The organism is Aquimarina acroporae (genome assembly GCF_023195925.1).
Taxonomy (GTDB): domain Bacteria; phylum Bacteroidota; class Bacteroidia; order Flavobacteriales; family Flavobacteriaceae; genus Aquimarina; species Aquimarina acroporae.
Map to the genome: position 1 here is coordinate 87,002 of NZ_JALPRE010000007.1, position 16,016 is coordinate 103,017.

At 34.8% G+C, this 16,016-nt stretch carries 14 protein-coding genes and 1 tRNA gene; 4 read left to right on the forward strand and 11 right to left on the reverse strand.

From position 1 onward, the window contains the following. Nucleotides 1–36: 36 nt before the first annotated feature. Complete coding sequence (locus M0D21_RS11605; protein ID WP_248329633.1) at nt 37–981, reverse strand: GlxA family transcriptional regulator; 945 nt, start codon at nt 979–981, stop codon at nt 37–39. Nucleotides 982–1,474: 493 nt separating this feature from the next. On the opposite strand from M0D21_RS11605, the gene M0D21_RS11610 reads away from it, so the two are divergent. From M0D21_RS11610 to M0D21_RS11625, 4 genes are read left to right on the forward strand one after another with little or no spacing between them, the layout of a single operon-like run. After that, entirely contained in the window at nt 1,475–2,242 is a 768-nt protein-coding gene (locus M0D21_RS11610) for a helix-turn-helix transcriptional regulator (RefSeq protein WP_248329635.1), read from the forward strand. A gap of 18 nt (nt 2,243–2,260) precedes the next feature. Further along, nucleotides 2,261–3,562, forward strand: a complete 1,302-nt coding sequence (locus M0D21_RS11615) for a ferredoxin reductase family protein (RefSeq protein ID WP_248329636.1) — start codon at nt 2,261–2,263, stop codon at nt 3,560–3,562. A gap of 13 nt (nt 3,563–3,575) precedes the next feature. Then, on the forward strand, nt 3,576–4,310 hold the full coding sequence (locus M0D21_RS11620; protein WP_248329638.1) for a hypothetical protein: 735 nt from the start codon (nt 3,576–3,578) through the stop codon (nt 4,308–4,310). 20 nt (nt 4,311–4,330) lie between these two features. After that, nucleotides 4,331–4,861: a hypothetical protein gene (locus tag M0D21_RS11625; protein WP_248329640.1), complete on the forward strand. Its 531-nt coding sequence runs from the start codon at nt 4,331–4,333 to the stop codon at nt 4,859–4,861. A 113-nt stretch (nt 4,862–4,974) separates the two neighbouring features. Here the strand turns inward: M0D21_RS11625 and M0D21_RS11630 are convergent. The 10 genes from M0D21_RS11630 to mraY all read right to left on the reverse strand — a co-directional run bounded on the left by M0D21_RS11630 (nt 4,975) and on the right by mraY (nt 15,999). After that, nucleotides 4,975–5,048, reverse strand: a tRNA-Arg gene (locus tag M0D21_RS11630). Nucleotides 5,049–5,066: 18 nt separating this feature from the next. Beyond that, nucleotides 5,067–5,516, reverse strand: coding sequence for a GatB/YqeY domain-containing protein (locus tag M0D21_RS11635; RefSeq protein WP_248329642.1), 450 nt, complete (start codon nt 5,514–5,516; stop codon nt 5,067–5,069). 97 nt (nt 5,517–5,613) lie between these two features. Continuing rightward, nucleotides 5,614–7,596, reverse strand: a complete 1,983-nt coding sequence (gene ftsZ, locus M0D21_RS11640; RefSeq protein WP_248329644.1) for a cell division protein FtsZ — start codon at nt 7,594–7,596, stop codon at nt 5,614–5,616. 76 nt (nt 7,597–7,672) lie between these two features. After that, nucleotides 7,673–9,028 (reverse strand): cell division protein FtsA, encoded by a 1,356-nt coding sequence (gene ftsA, locus M0D21_RS11645; RefSeq protein ID WP_248329646.1) that lies wholly within the window; start codon nt 9,026–9,028, stop codon nt 7,673–7,675. Between the two features lie 7 nt (nt 9,029–9,035). Then, nucleotides 9,036–9,743, reverse strand: coding sequence for a cell division protein FtsQ/DivIB (locus tag M0D21_RS11650; protein ID WP_248329648.1), 708 nt, complete (start codon nt 9,741–9,743; stop codon nt 9,036–9,038). A gap of 5 nt (nt 9,744–9,748) precedes the next feature. Then, complete coding sequence (gene murC, locus M0D21_RS11655; RefSeq protein ID WP_248329650.1) at nt 9,749–11,095, reverse strand: UDP-N-acetylmuramate--L-alanine ligase; 1,347 nt, start codon at nt 11,093–11,095, stop codon at nt 9,749–9,751. Nucleotides 11,096–11,122: 27 nt separating this feature from the next. Beyond that, nucleotides 11,123–12,214: an undecaprenyldiphospho-muramoylpentapeptide beta-N-acetylglucosaminyltransferase gene (gene murG / locus M0D21_RS11660; protein WP_248329652.1), complete on the reverse strand. Its 1,092-nt coding sequence runs from the start codon at nt 12,212–12,214 to the stop codon at nt 11,123–11,125. Continuing rightward, a complete protein-coding gene (locus tag M0D21_RS11665) occupies nt 12,211–13,413 on the reverse strand; it encodes an FtsW/RodA/SpoVE family cell cycle protein (protein ID WP_248329655.1) in 1,203 nt (400 codons plus the stop codon). Before M0D21_RS11665 ends, murG begins: the two co-directional genes overlap by 4 nt. A gap of 21 nt (nt 13,414–13,434) precedes the next feature. Next, nucleotides 13,435–14,769 (reverse strand): UDP-N-acetylmuramoyl-L-alanine--D-glutamate ligase, encoded by a 1,335-nt coding sequence (gene murD / locus M0D21_RS11670; RefSeq protein ID WP_248329657.1) that lies wholly within the window; start codon nt 14,767–14,769, stop codon nt 13,435–13,437. Then, on the reverse strand, nt 14,770–15,999 hold the full coding sequence (gene mraY, locus M0D21_RS11675) for a phospho-N-acetylmuramoyl-pentapeptide-transferase (RefSeq protein WP_248329659.1): 1,230 nt from the start codon (nt 15,997–15,999) through the stop codon (nt 14,770–14,772). Nucleotides 16,000–16,016: the final 17 nt, after the last annotated feature.

Consider the following 16,016-nt stretch of genomic DNA (forward strand, 5'->3'; position numbering starts at 1 on the left):
ATAAACTACCATAATTTATCAGGACAAAACAACTCATTATATGGACAAGTTCTGTGAATATTTTTTAATAAGATTTCGAACTTGATTGGTACTCTTCAATCCAGATTCAATGGCTACTTGCTCCATTTTAAGACCATTTGAAAGTAAATGATTGATTCTTTCAAGTCTTACCATCTCAATATATTTACCGACAGTTATATCTGTAGTCTTTTTAAATTTTCTGGACAAGTTTCTTTTACTCATATTGACTTCTATCGCCATATCATCTAGTGTTATCTTTTTATTTATGTTTTTAATGATATAATCTTGAATTTTATGAACACTATTATCAATATGATTCCTATATTTTAAAAAAGTACTAATTTGAGGGTCATCACCGGCTCTCCTAAAATAATAAACTATTTCTTTAGAAACCTTTAATGTTAAATTATAACCATATAACTTTTCAATGATGTAAAGTGATAGATCGATACCTGAAGAAACACCCGCGCTCATGTAAAGATTTTGTTCAATTACAAAAAGATTATTTTTTTGAATAATTGTATTTGGATGTTTCCGTTCTAACAAGTCAAGATATCGCCAATGAGTTGTACTCTTTTTTCCATCAACTAGCCCAAGAGAGGCCAACCAAAAAACTCCAACACAAATTGAACAAATATTTACTTTTTCACTATTCCAGCGCTTTATTAGATTCAAAAAAGTCTTATTACTATTAATAATTTGCACCACATTTTCGCTTCCTGGAATGAATACATAATCATTTGCAGTTAATTTTAAATTCTCAATGTCTAACAAATTATTAAAAGCCAGCCCCGCACTACTCTTTACCCCCTCTAAAGAATTAAAACCTGCAAAAACAACTTCTAAAGGCGCTCCCGCATTTTCTGCTTCATAAAACACTTGTGCTGGGCCACATAAGTCCAAAAGATGGACTTTTTCAGGCACAAAAAAGACAATTTTATTACTTACTTTTTTTTTCATTTAGGACGTCTTGTATTTCAATTTTTCACCTAACAAATTCTATCAAGTTGTTAATAAACCAGGAGTGGATTCTCTCTGACACCAATACCTTTTTCTATAAATTTATAGATAAACGGTAAAAAAGCAAGACAATAACGTTCCTCTTTAATAGATTTTATTTAAACCGTTATACTAGTAGGGTTATTACTGCATCTTCTGCATACTAACTACCTGATATCATTTATTTTAAATTGATCAAAGTCTTTCACAAATAAAAAATTGGATTTTCTATACGCAGAGAAGATATTTTTTATCTGACATGTAGGTCATATGTATAGTCTTTGCAGATGGTTAAGACGAAAAAGTAAGGTTCAAATCACCTAAAATCAAAAGGAATCATTTAAAAAAGTATCTTTTTTAGTGCTAAAAGCTTATTTTATATCAACAAAAAATGACCAGTTTATACAATTTTAGAGATTTCAATACCTCTATGTTTGAAAAAACTAAACTATGAATGACAGAAAACACTGATCATATATATAATGAACTGTACCCAAGTGAAGAATTAGACGATTTTATATCGTCGTACTTTGAAGCCAAAAACTTAAGTAAAAAACATCATCATTTTTCTATTTGTCCAGATGGCTATGTAAAGCTAATTATCCAATTAGTAAAAGGGAAAGTTGTTAGGTTTATAATGACAGGTCTGTGGACAAAGGAGTTAGACATAGTAACACCTCCAGGTGTAGTTTCTTATGGGATACGATTAAAAATTATCGCTCCAGAATATATATTGCATAGAGATACTAAAGAAACTTTGAACAATACCATACCTCTCGATTTCAATTATCTTAATTTTAATACTATTGAGTTTACCTCTTTTGAAAATGTAGTTAAACAAATTGAAGCTATATTTCTAAAAAGACTAGCCTTAAATAAAGAGATAAGACCTAACCGTTTACGTTTAAGCCAATTGTTATATAATACTTTTGGAGATATTCAAGCCCAGGAAGTTGCCAAACAAATTTTTTGGTCGCATCGGGAAATAAACCGTTACTTAAATAAATACGTTGGTATTTCCCTTAAAAAGTATTTGAATGTTCAAAAATGCTATAGAGCATATCTGCAAATAAGAGAAGGCGAATTCTTCCCAGAAAAAGGCTTTTTCGACCAGGCGCATTTTATTCGTGAAGTCAAAAAACATACAGGCCAAACCCCGAGAACATTATATCAAAAGCAAAATGACCAATTTATACAATTGAAGAATATTAAGAAGCTATAGGTTTGAAAAAAACTTATTATGCGAATCTTAAAACAAGAAATTTACTTTCCAATCATTATTGGCATTCACTTCATTTTTTGGGCTATAGACTTATACTTTTATAATGGGTCTTTTAAAGAAGTGTCTTCAGACACATTACTATTCGGCGAACTAACCAACATATCTTGGAAAAACCCACATCGAATTTTAGGAGAGGTATTCTCTTCCTGGGTAATTACCGTATTTGCATTCAATTTTTTAATGGCAACCCGAGCTAAATGGGTTGAGAACCTTTTTGGTGGTCTAGATAAAATGTATTTGATACACAGAAGGTCTGGAGTAATTGCCGTTGTCTTATTACTAGCACATTTTATAGTGGTCCCCAGAGATTTGGCTGAGTTTAATCCCGGAAAGCCCTTAGGTTTTTATGCTTTTGTTCTTATTATCATAGGGGTCATATTGTCAGCTGCTCCAATTTTCAAAAGAAAAATTCCATATCATAAATGGGTCAATTTTCACAAACTAATGGGAATCTTTTATGTAATGGGAGTAATTCACGGAATTCTGGTAGATAGCCTGATTAAAGAGCTCCCTATTACTAGAGTTTATGTTTTTGGTATGTCCTTTATTGGAATAATTGCGTGGTTTTATCGAGCCTTCCTTTTTAGTTTATTCAATAAAAAACTAAATTATACGGTAAAATCTATTCAAGACCTCGGAAATGATATTACCGAGTTGGAATTACAAGCTGATACTAAGGCCTTAGATTTTCGAGCTGGTCAATTCGCATTTTTCACCTTTTCTTCAATTGGTAAAAGAGAACAACATCCTTTTACCATAAGTAGTCACCCCAACGAAGCTAATTTAAGAATAACTATAAAAGGGTTGGGAGATTATACCAATGGATTGGCAAAAAAAATAAATGTTAATGACAAGGCCAAAGTTGAAGGGCCATATGGCAAATTCTCTAGTGCTTTCTCAAAGGAAAAAGAGCAAGTCTGGATTGCTGGTGGTATTGGCATTACACCTTTTTTGTCCTTAATCAAAGATTATTATGCTAATAAGGTCACGCTGTATTGGTGTGTAAATAATGAAAGTGAAGCCACTCACAAAGAAGATTTCGAATCTCATGCCAATAAGAATCCACTCTTTGAATTCATTCTATGGGACTCTAAAACTAGAGGCCACATTTCTGTAGAAGATTTAAGCTTACGAAACCCTGAAAAGAAAGCTTATCTCATATGTGGTCCAGAGGCTTTAAAGAAAAGTATTTTCAAAGGCTTAAAAGACGAAGGAGTTAAACAAAAAGACATCTATGATGAAGAATTTGCATTCAGATAAACAATAATATTATATGGAAAATAGAAATTTTAACCCTGTCATTGAAGCAGTTGTATTCATTCGACATTTTGCTATGGCAGCATCAGACAATTGGTCGTCAATGAAAGCTCTTGGAGCAATCTTAAAAACAGACGTTGAAGAAATTGCAGGTAAAGTAGATAAATATGCGTCGGAAAATACGAAGCAAAAATGGGTAGACGAACTGAAACAATATAGTGAAGAGCATCAACATTTACAGAAAATAATGTCTGATACGATTTTAAAAATTAAAGGAAGAAGTACTGAAAAATTATCCGAAGAATGGAATAGATACCCTAAACATGTCGTAAAAATCGAACGTAGTTATGCCACTCTGAAGAATTTGGGATTTAACTGTCTTCCTGAAAATGAAAGAGAAAACTGGCAGAGTATCTGGACCGATATAATTAATACACATAAAAAGATAAAAAATGAAGCTGAAGCTTGTGGTATTCAATTAAAGCTTATAGAAAACTATAAACCTGAGGAAGTTGATGAATTAACAGACACTATTTTAAAACATATTCCTTTTAAGTATTCAGCATATGAAGCGTATACGTATGCAGACGAGTATATGCGAGCCTATGAAGACATCAAGAAAGAAGCATCTCAAAAGAAAAATCTCTGGGATAAATTTCTTGACCTCTTAGCAGGTGGAGCACAGCAAACACCTGCTCAAAGAGTGATGATGCAAAAATGGGTAGATGGTGAAAAAGGAGAATTACATTAAAACTAACCAAACAACACATAATGAAAAAAACATTTTACTTAGCACTTAGCGGTCTATTGATGGTCGCTTCAGGAATAGTATTAATAATCTCAAAACAAATAGGTATTCCGAGCTCAAAAACATTGGTCCCTCTTTTTCTTTTAAGCTCAGGAATATGTGGTTTTATATTTTCCAAATATGATAAGCTACCAAAAGTTGCAATAGAATATCATACAATCCAAGGTATAGGATTGATCACTTATGCCATAATAATGACATTGATAATTGATTCTCTATCGTCTTTTTTAATGTTGACGACCTATTTTATAATTATGTATGGCCTTTTTGAAATTTTATTTTCATTTATGGTTTTAAACTCAAACCATAGTATAAATAAAAGAATATTATTGACAAGGTTAACTGCCGGAGCAATTAATTTAATTGGTGGATTTATACTATTGTTATCTTCTTTATCAAATCTAGATAAGGGAATAGTGATTGCGGGAGTTTTAATAATTATAGGAGGGGTTTCTTTCGTTATTTTTTCCAATAGAATAGAAAAAAAAGTTTAATAAACGATATGTAAAATATATTGCTCAAAAACAACAAAACCCTGTAGCTTTTGGGCTTTAGGGTTTTCCGAAAAACAAAGAACCACGCCATTGGCGTGGTTTTGCACTTGATGTGACCCAGGGAGGATTCGAACCCCCAACCCTCAGAGCCGAAATCTGATATTCTATCCAGTTGAACTACTGGGCCTTCAAATATTTAATCTTGTTATGACAATTTACCTTTTACGATAGTAGAAATAGTTTTACCGTCGGCTTTACCAGCCAATTGAGAAGACGCCATTCCCATAACTTTACCCATATCTTTCATTCCTTCTGCTCCTGTTTTAGCAATAATATCTATAACGATTTTCTCTATTTCTTCTTCGCTCATCTGCTCTGGTAAAAATTGCTCTATTACCTTAGCTTGATCCAGTTCTGGCTGTGCCAGGTCTTCTCTTCCTTGCTCAGAAAAGATAGCTGCACTATCTTTACGTTGTTTTACTAATTTTTGAAGTAATTTTAACTCCTGATCTTCACTTAGCTCTTCCTTCGCCCCACTTTCTGTTTGAGCCAACAAAATAGCCGATTTAATTGCACGTAATGATGTTAAAGCATTGGTATCTTTTGCTTTCATCGCCTCTTTCATAGCGGTCATTACTTTTTGCTGTAAACTCATAATAATTCGTTTTAATCTTTTAGGATTGCGAAGATAAAAAATAAACCGATAATCTAAGTTCAGATTATCGGTTATCTATGATTTCTGTTAAAAATTCTTAGTCTACATTATCATGCAGGAATGAATTGTTTTTTCTTAACTGTATATCGTCGTTACTATCTGTACCCAAAGAAGTTCTTGACAAACCAGAATCTTCAGGTTTCGAATCTACATCGATCCCTGCACGTTTATAAGCAGGTTCTTTTTCGATATCATCGATATGCGAAGAACTATTTCTGAACTTGTAATTAAATTCTTTCATTTTAGCTCTACGTTCTGCAGCTCTCGCTTTTAATATTTCTGATATAGGTTGATTTACCGGATCAGCATTTTCTGGCTCTTCAGTTTTTGGTTCTGGAGCTACTACTTTCTTTTCGAAAATCACTTCTTCATCTTCCTCTTCTATAACCTCTGTAGGTTGTGCCTCGGTTAAGCGTTTTTCTTCTTCCATATAGTCTTCTAAACTATATTTTCGCACTCCTCCAGCAACAGTTTCGGTAGGTGGTACCACTTCTATAGGCTCGTTAACATCGATATTTAAAATATCATCACTCAAATCGAATACTATAGGTTGTTCTTCTTCTACTTCTCTTGGCTGTTCCTTTGCAACTGGTGCTTCAATATCGTTTCTTAGCCCCTCGTCACTACCAGATGGCATATCAAAAGATAAAGAAAATTGATCGGTACTCTCTTTTTCATTATTCAATTCTTCGGCATCTTTTACTTCAATTTCCTTAATAATGTCCTGCGCATTAATAATCACAAAATCATTATCTGAAGAAAATGGGCTCACCACCTCATATTCTACATCTATATTTTTAAGTAAGTCTGTAGTGGCTATAAGGCCTGAAGGCTCTTCTATCTCCTCTTCATCTTCAACTAACTCATGCTTAATAACCTTTGGCTCTTCTACCTCTTCCTTTTTAGGCAGTGGAGACAATATTGGTGTTGTTTTACCAGTAGATTTTGGAGTTAAATCCTGTACCGTCGCTTTTTGCTCATCTTCTAGAGTATGAATGATCTTTTTTGTTTCGGTATTAACAATTTCATCTTGTTGTTCAACATCAAAACCTGTTGCTATTACAGTTACAGAAATTGCGTCTTCTAAAGATTCATCTTCACCCACACCCATAATGATATTGGCTCCATGTCCTGCTTCTTGCTGAATATGGTCATTGATTTCTCCAATTTCATCGATAGTAATTTCTTCTTTTCCAGATACAATAAGAAGTAAAACATTCTTGGCACCTGTAATTTTATTATCGTTCAATAACGGAGAATCTAATGCTTTAACAATCGCATCGTGAGCACGTTTATTACCAGAGGCATTAGCAGACCCCATGATAGCTGTACCACTATTACTAAGAACAGTTTTAGCGTCACGTAAATCGATATTTTGAGTGTAGTGATGTGTAATTACTTCGGCAATACCACGGGACGCTGTAGCAAGTACTTCATCTGCTTTGGAGAAACCAGCTTTAAACCCAAGGTTACCATAAACTTCTCTAAGTTTATTATTATTAATTACTATTAAGGAATCTACATGAGCTCGTAATCGTTCGACTCCCAACTGCGCCTGTTCATTACGCATTCTACCTTCAAACTGAAAAGGAATAGTAACAATACCAACGGTAAGGATATCTAATTCCTTAGCCATTTTTGCGATTATTGGTGCTGCACCAGTACCTGTTCCACCTCCCATACCAGCGGTGATAAAAATCATTTTGGTATTGGTATCCAACATGTTTTTAATCTCTTCGTAGCTTTCTACTGCTGCCTTTTCTCCCACTTCGGGATTTGCTCCTGCTCCTAGACCTTCGGTTAAGGATACACCTAATTGTATTTTATTAGGTATCGAACTGTTTTCCAAAGCTTGCGCATCGGTATTACAGATCACAAAATCTACTCCTTTAATCCCCTGCAGGAACATGTGATTGATAGCGTTGCTACCACCACCTCCTACACCAATCACCTTAATTACATTTGATTGGTTTTTTGGTAAATCAAAAGAAATATTTTCAAATTCTTCATTACTACTCATAATCGCTAATTTTCTGGTTCTCCAATTTTTTTAAATATTTTTCACTGTTCGTAACCGAACATTATTACTTCCTAATTTATTCTGCGTTATCCAAGAATTCTTTAAACTTTTCGGTCCATTTCTCCAAAATATTCTTTCTTGGTTTTAGGTCTACTCTTGGGTTATCTTCTTCTGTACCTACAGTGCTTTCTACTTCAGTTTCGGTATCCTGACCTATTTCTGCTTTTACCACTGTTTCTTTTGGCACTGTCTTTTTCTGTTTTTGCATATGCACAAGCCCATCCATCACCAGACCTACAGCAGTTGCATACATAGGACTAGTTGTTTCGGCATCACTATTACCTGCCAAATGCTCATTAGGATATCCAATTCGGGTATCCATTCCTGTGATATATTCTACAAGTTGCTTAAGATGTTTTAATTGAGATCCCCCTCCCGTTAAAACGATTCCTGCAATCAATTTTTTCTTAGGAGACTCATGCCCGTAGTTTTTGATCTCTAAAAACACTTGTTCTATAATTTCGACAACACGTGCATGAATAATTTTGGATAAATTTTTAAGCGTAATCTCTTTTGGTTCTCTCCCTCGTAACCCCGGGATAGAAACAATTTCATTATCCTTATTTTCACCTGGCCATGCAGATCCGAACTTTATTTTAAGCAACTCTGCTTGTTTTTCGATAATCGAGCATCCTTCTTTTATATCTTCGGTAATAACATTTCCACCAAAAGGAATTACAGCAGTGTGACGAATGATACCATCTTTAAAAATGGCTAGATCTGTAGTACCACCTCCTATATCGATGAGTGCTACTCCCGCTTCTTTTTCTTCTTGACTTAACACTGCATTTGCAGAGGCCAATGGCTCTAAGGTAACGTCTGAAAGCTCTAAACCAGAACTCTTTACACATCTACCAATATTTCGAATTGAGGTCACTTGCCCTACAACCACGTGAAAGTTTGCTTCTAATCGACCACCATACATTCCTACCGGCTCTTTAATCTCTGCTTGTCCGTCGACCTTGTATTCTTGTGGTAGTACATGAAGAATTTCTTCTCCGGGAAGCATTACCAGTTTATGAACCTGATTACATAACTTTTCGATATCATCATCATCTATCACAGCATCTGCATTTGCTCTGGTGATATAATCGCTATGTTGCAAACTTCGAATATGCTGTCCTGCAATACCCACGGTGACATCATTAATTTTCATTCCAGAAACGGCTTCTGCTTCTTGTATTGCTTGCTGTATAGATTGAATGGTTTGCGTAATATTATTTACCACGCCTCGGTGCACCCCCAAACTTTTGGATTTACCAACACCAAGGACCTCCATCTTTCCGTATTCATTGTACTTGCCAACCATAGCAACAATCTTGGTTGTTCCTATGTCCAGTCCTACCGCTATTTCATTTGCTGCTCTTTCCATATTGGTATTATTTTATGGTGCAAACCACTTGATTACTAAATTGTAAACTGACTTTTTTGTACTTATCAAGACTTTTATCTCGTAATGCTTTTTGATAAAAGGCCTTAAAGTTTTTAATCTTACTATCTAAACTTTCTACTTTCCCTATGACCACTTTGAATGAGTATACTCTTAACTCTAATTCATAATGACCTTTTCTATTTCTATAAATTCCAACTACATGTTTCTTCAAAAACTCATCCCTTTGAATTTTCTTCAACAAAGGAAAAACTTCTCCTACTTCTCGTTCAGAAACATTATGCACCAATGGTACATGTGCTGAATAACTATCAGACAGAGGCATCGTTTTTCCGGTAACATCTACATAAAAAGGAGTAACCGCATTAACCCTCGCAATTGGGGTGCGTTGCTTAATAAGCGCCCTAAGTTCTCCATTTACAGTAAGATACACGTCGGAGCGTTCGATCATTTTGTGTGAATCTAACTCCCGCTCTACAGTATTCAAAACTAAAATTTCTTTACCCACGTTCGTAACCCTATCCTGATTTTGTATTAACAATTTATTAACCATGGATTCGTTAACGTATGGATCTTGCTCTTCGATAAATTCTATGAGCACTTTATCAATCTTTCTTTCTTTATTTCTATTACTGGTAAAAGCGAAAAGAGTAATTATCAACGCCATTAAACCTCCAAATTTTAGATATGTCTTCATTCTTTTCATATCAACAATGCTTCTTTAATATCTTTTACTTCTTCTCCAATATCTCCAGCACCTATAGTAACAACTACTTCTAGGTTACTTTTCTTTATCTCTTCAATCAAATTTTCTTTTGAAACCAGCTTTTTATGATCACTATCTACCATCTCTAATAACCACTTTGATGTTACTCCTGCTATGGGTAATTCTCTCGCCGGATATATATCTAGCAGTAATATTTCATCAAATTGGCTCAAACTAGCTGCAAAATCTGCTGCAAAGTCTCTTGTCCTACTATATAAGTGAGGCTGAAAAATAGCAAGAACCCGTTTACCTGGGTGCATTTCTCGTACTGCCTGGTGAAGCGCATTAATTTCTGTTGGATGATGTGCATAATCATCTACAAACACCAGGTCTTCCGTTTTTATTTGATAACTAAACCTTCTTTGAACTCCCTTGAAAGTTAATAAAGCCTTTGCCAGAGATGTGGTCGGGGAGCCGTAGATCATCGCTATGGCAAAGGCTGTTATAGCATTTAACAAGTTATGTTTACCTGGCAGGTTTAAATGCAAATCTCTAATTATTTGTTTTGGCGTTTTTAAATCAAAAACATAGGTACCATTATCAATCTTTATATTTTGTGCACTATAAGCTGAATTATCTTCTATACCAAAGGTGAGTCCCGAAATAGGAAGTCCATTTCTAATTAATAAATGATCCTTTACCTTAGAAGAAAATTCTATAAATGATTCTTCCAGTGCATTTGCTTTTTCGTAAATATCTAAATGATCAGCATCCATCGAAGTAATCGCTCCTATATCTGGATGCAACTGTAAAAAGGATCGATCAAATTCATCAGCTTCTACCACAACAACTTCATTACCCTCCAACACAAGGTTAGAGTTGTAATTCTCGCTTATACCACCCAGAAAAGCCGTTACCTTAGCTCCGCTTTCTTTTAACAAGTGTGCCAAAATAGCTGTAGTAGTAGTTTTACCATGAGTTCCAGCCACAGCCAATGTGTATACATTTTTAGTAATTTCCCCCAACACCTGTGCTCGTTTCATGATAGCAAAACCACAATCCCGAACATAATTAAGCTCTTTATGATCTTTAGGAATAGCAGGAGTATAAACAACTAAAGTATCTTTTACATTTTTAAATACTTGAGGAATATTATCTACATGATCATCAAAATGTATATTGATCCCTAATGCCTCCAAGTCTGAGGTAATCTGCGTAGAGGTTTTATCATATCCAGCTACATTTTTACCCAAAAACTTAAAATATCGGGCAAGCGCACTCATACCGATACCACCGATACCAATAAAATAAATGTTTTTTATATGTTCTAAACCTTGGTTCATCTAGGCTACTTCTTCTCTATTTTTTAATCATATTAATTTCTCAATTTCATCAACAATATCTGATGTTGCATTAGGTAATGCCATCGTTTTTATAGCATTAGACAATTGACTCTGCAATTGTTCTGATACTAATATTTCAGACATTCGATCTTCAAAATGATCATCCAACTCATTTTCTTTTATCATTTTTGCTCCTCCAACATTAACAATAGCCTGAGCATTTTTGGTTTGATGATCTTCAGCTACGTTTGGCGAGGGTATAAACAACACTGGCTTTGCCACTATGCATAATTCGGAAACTGAACTTGCTCCAGCTCTTGAAATAATAATATCTGCAGCGGCATATGCTAAATCCATACTATCCAAAAACTGATGCACCTGAACATGTTCTTTTGTATTATACTTTTCATATTCTGAATAATACAACTTCCCACATTGCCAAATGACTTGAATTTCTTTTTGTTCAAAGAAATCGAGTTCTTTTTCTATAAGTCGATTAATTCGTCTCGCTCCCAAACTTCCTCCCAGAACAAGAATGGTTTTTTTATTAACATCAATACCATATTTTTTCTGGCCTTGATCTCGTTTACCTTCTATACTGAGCAAATCTTGTCGAACGGGGTTTCCTGTTTTGATAATTTTTTCCTGCGGAAAAAATCGCTCCATATGATCGTAGGCTACGCATATTTTACCTGCATCTTTTGCCAACCACTTATTGGTTATTCCTGGAAATGAATTTTGCTCCTGAAGTACTGTCGGAATCTTTTTTGAATTTGCAATTCGCAACAAGGGTCCACTTGCAAATCCTCCAGTACCAATAACCACATCAGGTTTAAATTTTTTAATGATAGATCTAGATTTCCATAAACTACTAAGTAACTTAATAGGGAACAAGAGATTACTCAAGGTTAATTTCCTTTGAATCCCACTAATCCATAGTCCCACAATTTCATACCCCGCCTGAGGCACTTTTTGCATTTCCATTCTGTCTTTTGCACCTACAAATAGCACGTCTATATCAGCATATCGATTACGTAGCTCATTGGCAATTGCAATAGCTGGATATATATGCCCACCTGTTCCTCCTCCAGATAATATGACCTTCAATCGTTTACTCATACTATTTCTTGCAAAACCTCTAAAGGGTTTTCTTCTTCTTCTTTTTCTTCTTCTTCTTCTATATAATTTTCTCTCTTGCTACTTACGCTTAATACGATTCCTATTGCTAGACACGTCATCCAGATTGAAGTTCCTCCACTACTTATCAAAGGGAGTGTTTGACCCGTTACCGGAAACAACTCTACTGCAACAGCCATATTAATTAATGCCTGAAAAACAATAGGGAGCCCCACTCCAATCACCAATAATTTACCAAAAGCATCTTCACATTTATGAGCAGCCACTACAAGTCTGAATAGCAGCAATAAATACAACAGCATCAAAAATACACCTCCGACAAAGCCCCATTCTTCTACTATAATTGCGAAAATAAAATCTGAAGAAGATTGAGGTAAAAAGTTACGTTGTACACTTTTTCCTGGACCAGTACCTATAACCCCACCCCGAGCAATTGCAATCTTAGCTCGTTCTATTTGGTAATCCTCCTGTGTCTCCTTATTATCAGCGAAATTTTCAATTCTACTTACCCAGGTATCTACCCTATTAGGGAACATCCCGGGAAATGCCTTGGCAAAAAGAATAAAAAACGTAAGTATCATAAAACCTGTTCCCAATACTATTAAAATGTATCGTATAGGATATCCTCCTAAAAACACTAACATAATTACCATAGAGAAAATAATCGCTGTGGTAGAAAAGTTAGCGGGCAAAATCATCATTAACACCAAGAAAACGGGTAGCCAAAGTGGTAAGAGGGTTTCTTTAAAAGAAACTGTTTTATCCTTAATTTTTGATAAATATCGCGCCACATATGTCATTAACACTACTGCTGCCAAAGTAGAGGTTTGAAATGTCATTCCTACAAAAGGTATACGAATCCATCTACTTGCATTAGCACCCTGAACGGTAGTATTTTGAGCCATTGTTACCAATAACAAAATCAACACCACCGGAACCATAATAATTGAGAGCCCTTTGAAATAATGATATGGTATTTTATGCACACCATACATGATTAAAAAACCAAGTGCCAAATGCGCAAAATGTTTTACCAAAAAACTAAAAGTATCTCCATCACCATATAAGTATGCCAAATTACTACTAGCACTATATACCGGTAAAAATGAGAATAACGCCAACAGGGCAGCTACTGCCCATATTACTCTATCACCTTTTATATTTGCTAATACTTTAGTCATTCTTATTTTATTCCTGTTTAATTATAATTCTCTTACTGCTTCTTTAAACAATCGCCCTCTTTCTTCATAGTTTTTAAACAAATCGAAACTGGCACAAGCTGGCGACAACAAAACATTATCATTTCTTTCGGCAATTTTATATGCCATATTTACCGCCTCTTTCATAGATTCTGTTTCCATAATATTATCGATACAATTCCCAAATGCATTGATAATTTTTGTATTATCAACACCAAGACAAATGATTGCTTTTACTTTTTCATTTACCAATGAATATAACTCTGAATAATCATTCCCTTTATCGACTCCTCCTACTATCCAAACCGTAGAAGATTTCATCGCATCTAACGCATAAAAAGTAGCGTTCACATTGGTAGCTTTTGAGTCATTAATGTATTGTACATTATTTATCTTCAATACATTTTCTAACCGGTGTTCTACCCCATGGAAATTCTCGAGACATTCTCGAATTGTAGCTTTTCTAATTTTTAATAGCTGCGATACTGTAGCTGCAGCCATTGCGTTTTTCACATTATGATTTCCTTTTAATGCTAAATTTGTTGTTGGCATGATTAATTTGTTGTTATCGATTATTATGTTAATATTTTCATTTTCTAAATAAGCTCCATTCTCAACCCTTTTTGTAAGGGAAAACGGCAGTAACTTTGATCGAATTGGGTGTTTCTCTAAATAAGAAGTAATTACATCATCATCTGCATCGTAAATGAAATAATCATCTTCTTTTTGATTCATTGTAATCCTAAACTTCGAAGCGATATAATTTTCAAATTTATAGTCATATCTATCTAAATGATCTGGAGTAATATTTGTGAGCACTGCAATGTGAGGTGCAAACTCCAAGACCCCGTCTAATTGAAAACTACTAAGCTCTAATACATAAAATTCGGCATCATTATGAGCTACTTGTTTGGCAAAACTATCACCTATATTACCTGCCATATTCACATCTAACCCGCCTCCTTTCAACACATGATTAGTAAGCATGGTAGTTGTCGTTTTTCCATTACTCCCTGTTATCCCTATAATGGCTGCAGAAGTGTATTTTGATGCGAATTCAATTTCAGACACCACAGGAATTCCTTTCTGCACCAGTTTCTCTATCAAATCAACTTTATCAGGAATACCAGGGCTCTTCATGACGATATCTGCATTCATAATTTTCTTTTCAGAATGCTGTTTTTCTTCCCATTCGATTTCAAAATTTCTAAGAACTTCTTTATATGCTTCTGCTATTGTTCCTTTATCGGAAACAAAAACATCAAAACCTTCTTTTTTTCCTAAAATGGCGGTTCCAACTCCACTTTCTCCCCCGCCTAACACCACTAACCTTTTCATTTACCGCACTTTTAAAGTAATTACAGCCAGAATGGCCAGAAAAATTCCAACAATCCAAAATCTAGCTACAATCTTACTCTCATGAATTCCTTTCTTCTGATAATGGTGATGCAATGGAGACATGAGAAAGATTCTCCTTCCTTCTCCAAACTTTTTCCTGGTATATTTAAACCAGCTCACTTGCATCATTACTGACAATGTTTCGATAAAAAATATTCCACACAGGATAGGGATTAAAAACTCTTTACGAATTGCAATAGCAATAACAGCGATGATACCTCCAATAGTCAAACTACCTGTATCTCCCATAAACACCTGTGCCGGGTAGGTATTATACCATAGAAACCCAACAAGTGCTCCTGCAAATGCGGTAATAAAAATGGTCATCTCTCCAGAGTTTGGGATATACATCACATTGAGATAATCTGAAAAAATGATATTACCAGAAACCCATGCAAACAATGCCAGGGTAAGCACAATTATTGCCGAAGAACCTGCTGCAAGACCATCTATACCATCGGTTAAATTTGCTCCATTTGAAACAGCTGTAACAATAAATATGACTATTGGAATAAATACTAACCACGCATATTTAGACAACTCTGGGCTGATCCACGTTATTAAATCTGCATAATCAAATTCATTATTCTTAAAAAATGGTAATGTGGTTTTTGTAGATTTTACTGCCGGATTAAAATCAGATTTTTCTTCTCCAGACTCTACCTGCACTACATCTGCATTCAGCTTTTCTTGTCTCACAGTAATGTCATTATGAAAATACATAGTACAACCCACAATAAGACCCAGACCTACTTGACCAATGATTTTAAATCTTCCTGCTAAACCTTCTTTGTCTTTCCTTTTAATCTTCAAGAAATCATCTGTAAAACCAATAATCCCCATCCATATAGTAGTCACAATTAGTAGAAGGACATAAATATTATCTAGTTTAGCAAATAGTAAAACAGGAATAAGGGTTGCCAGAATGATGATAACACCTCCCATAGTTGGCGTACCAGCCTTTTCGGCTTGCCCTTCTAAACCAAGCTCACGAATACTCTCTCCCATCTGGTTTTTTCTCAAAAGTGCAATAATACGCTTACCATAAATGGTAGAAATCAACAATGACAATATGATAGCCATAGCTGCTCTAAACGTTATAAACTGAAACAGAGATGCTCCAGGAAACTGATATTCGCTTTCTAAATATTCAAATAGATAATATAACATTCCGTTTTTACCATCAG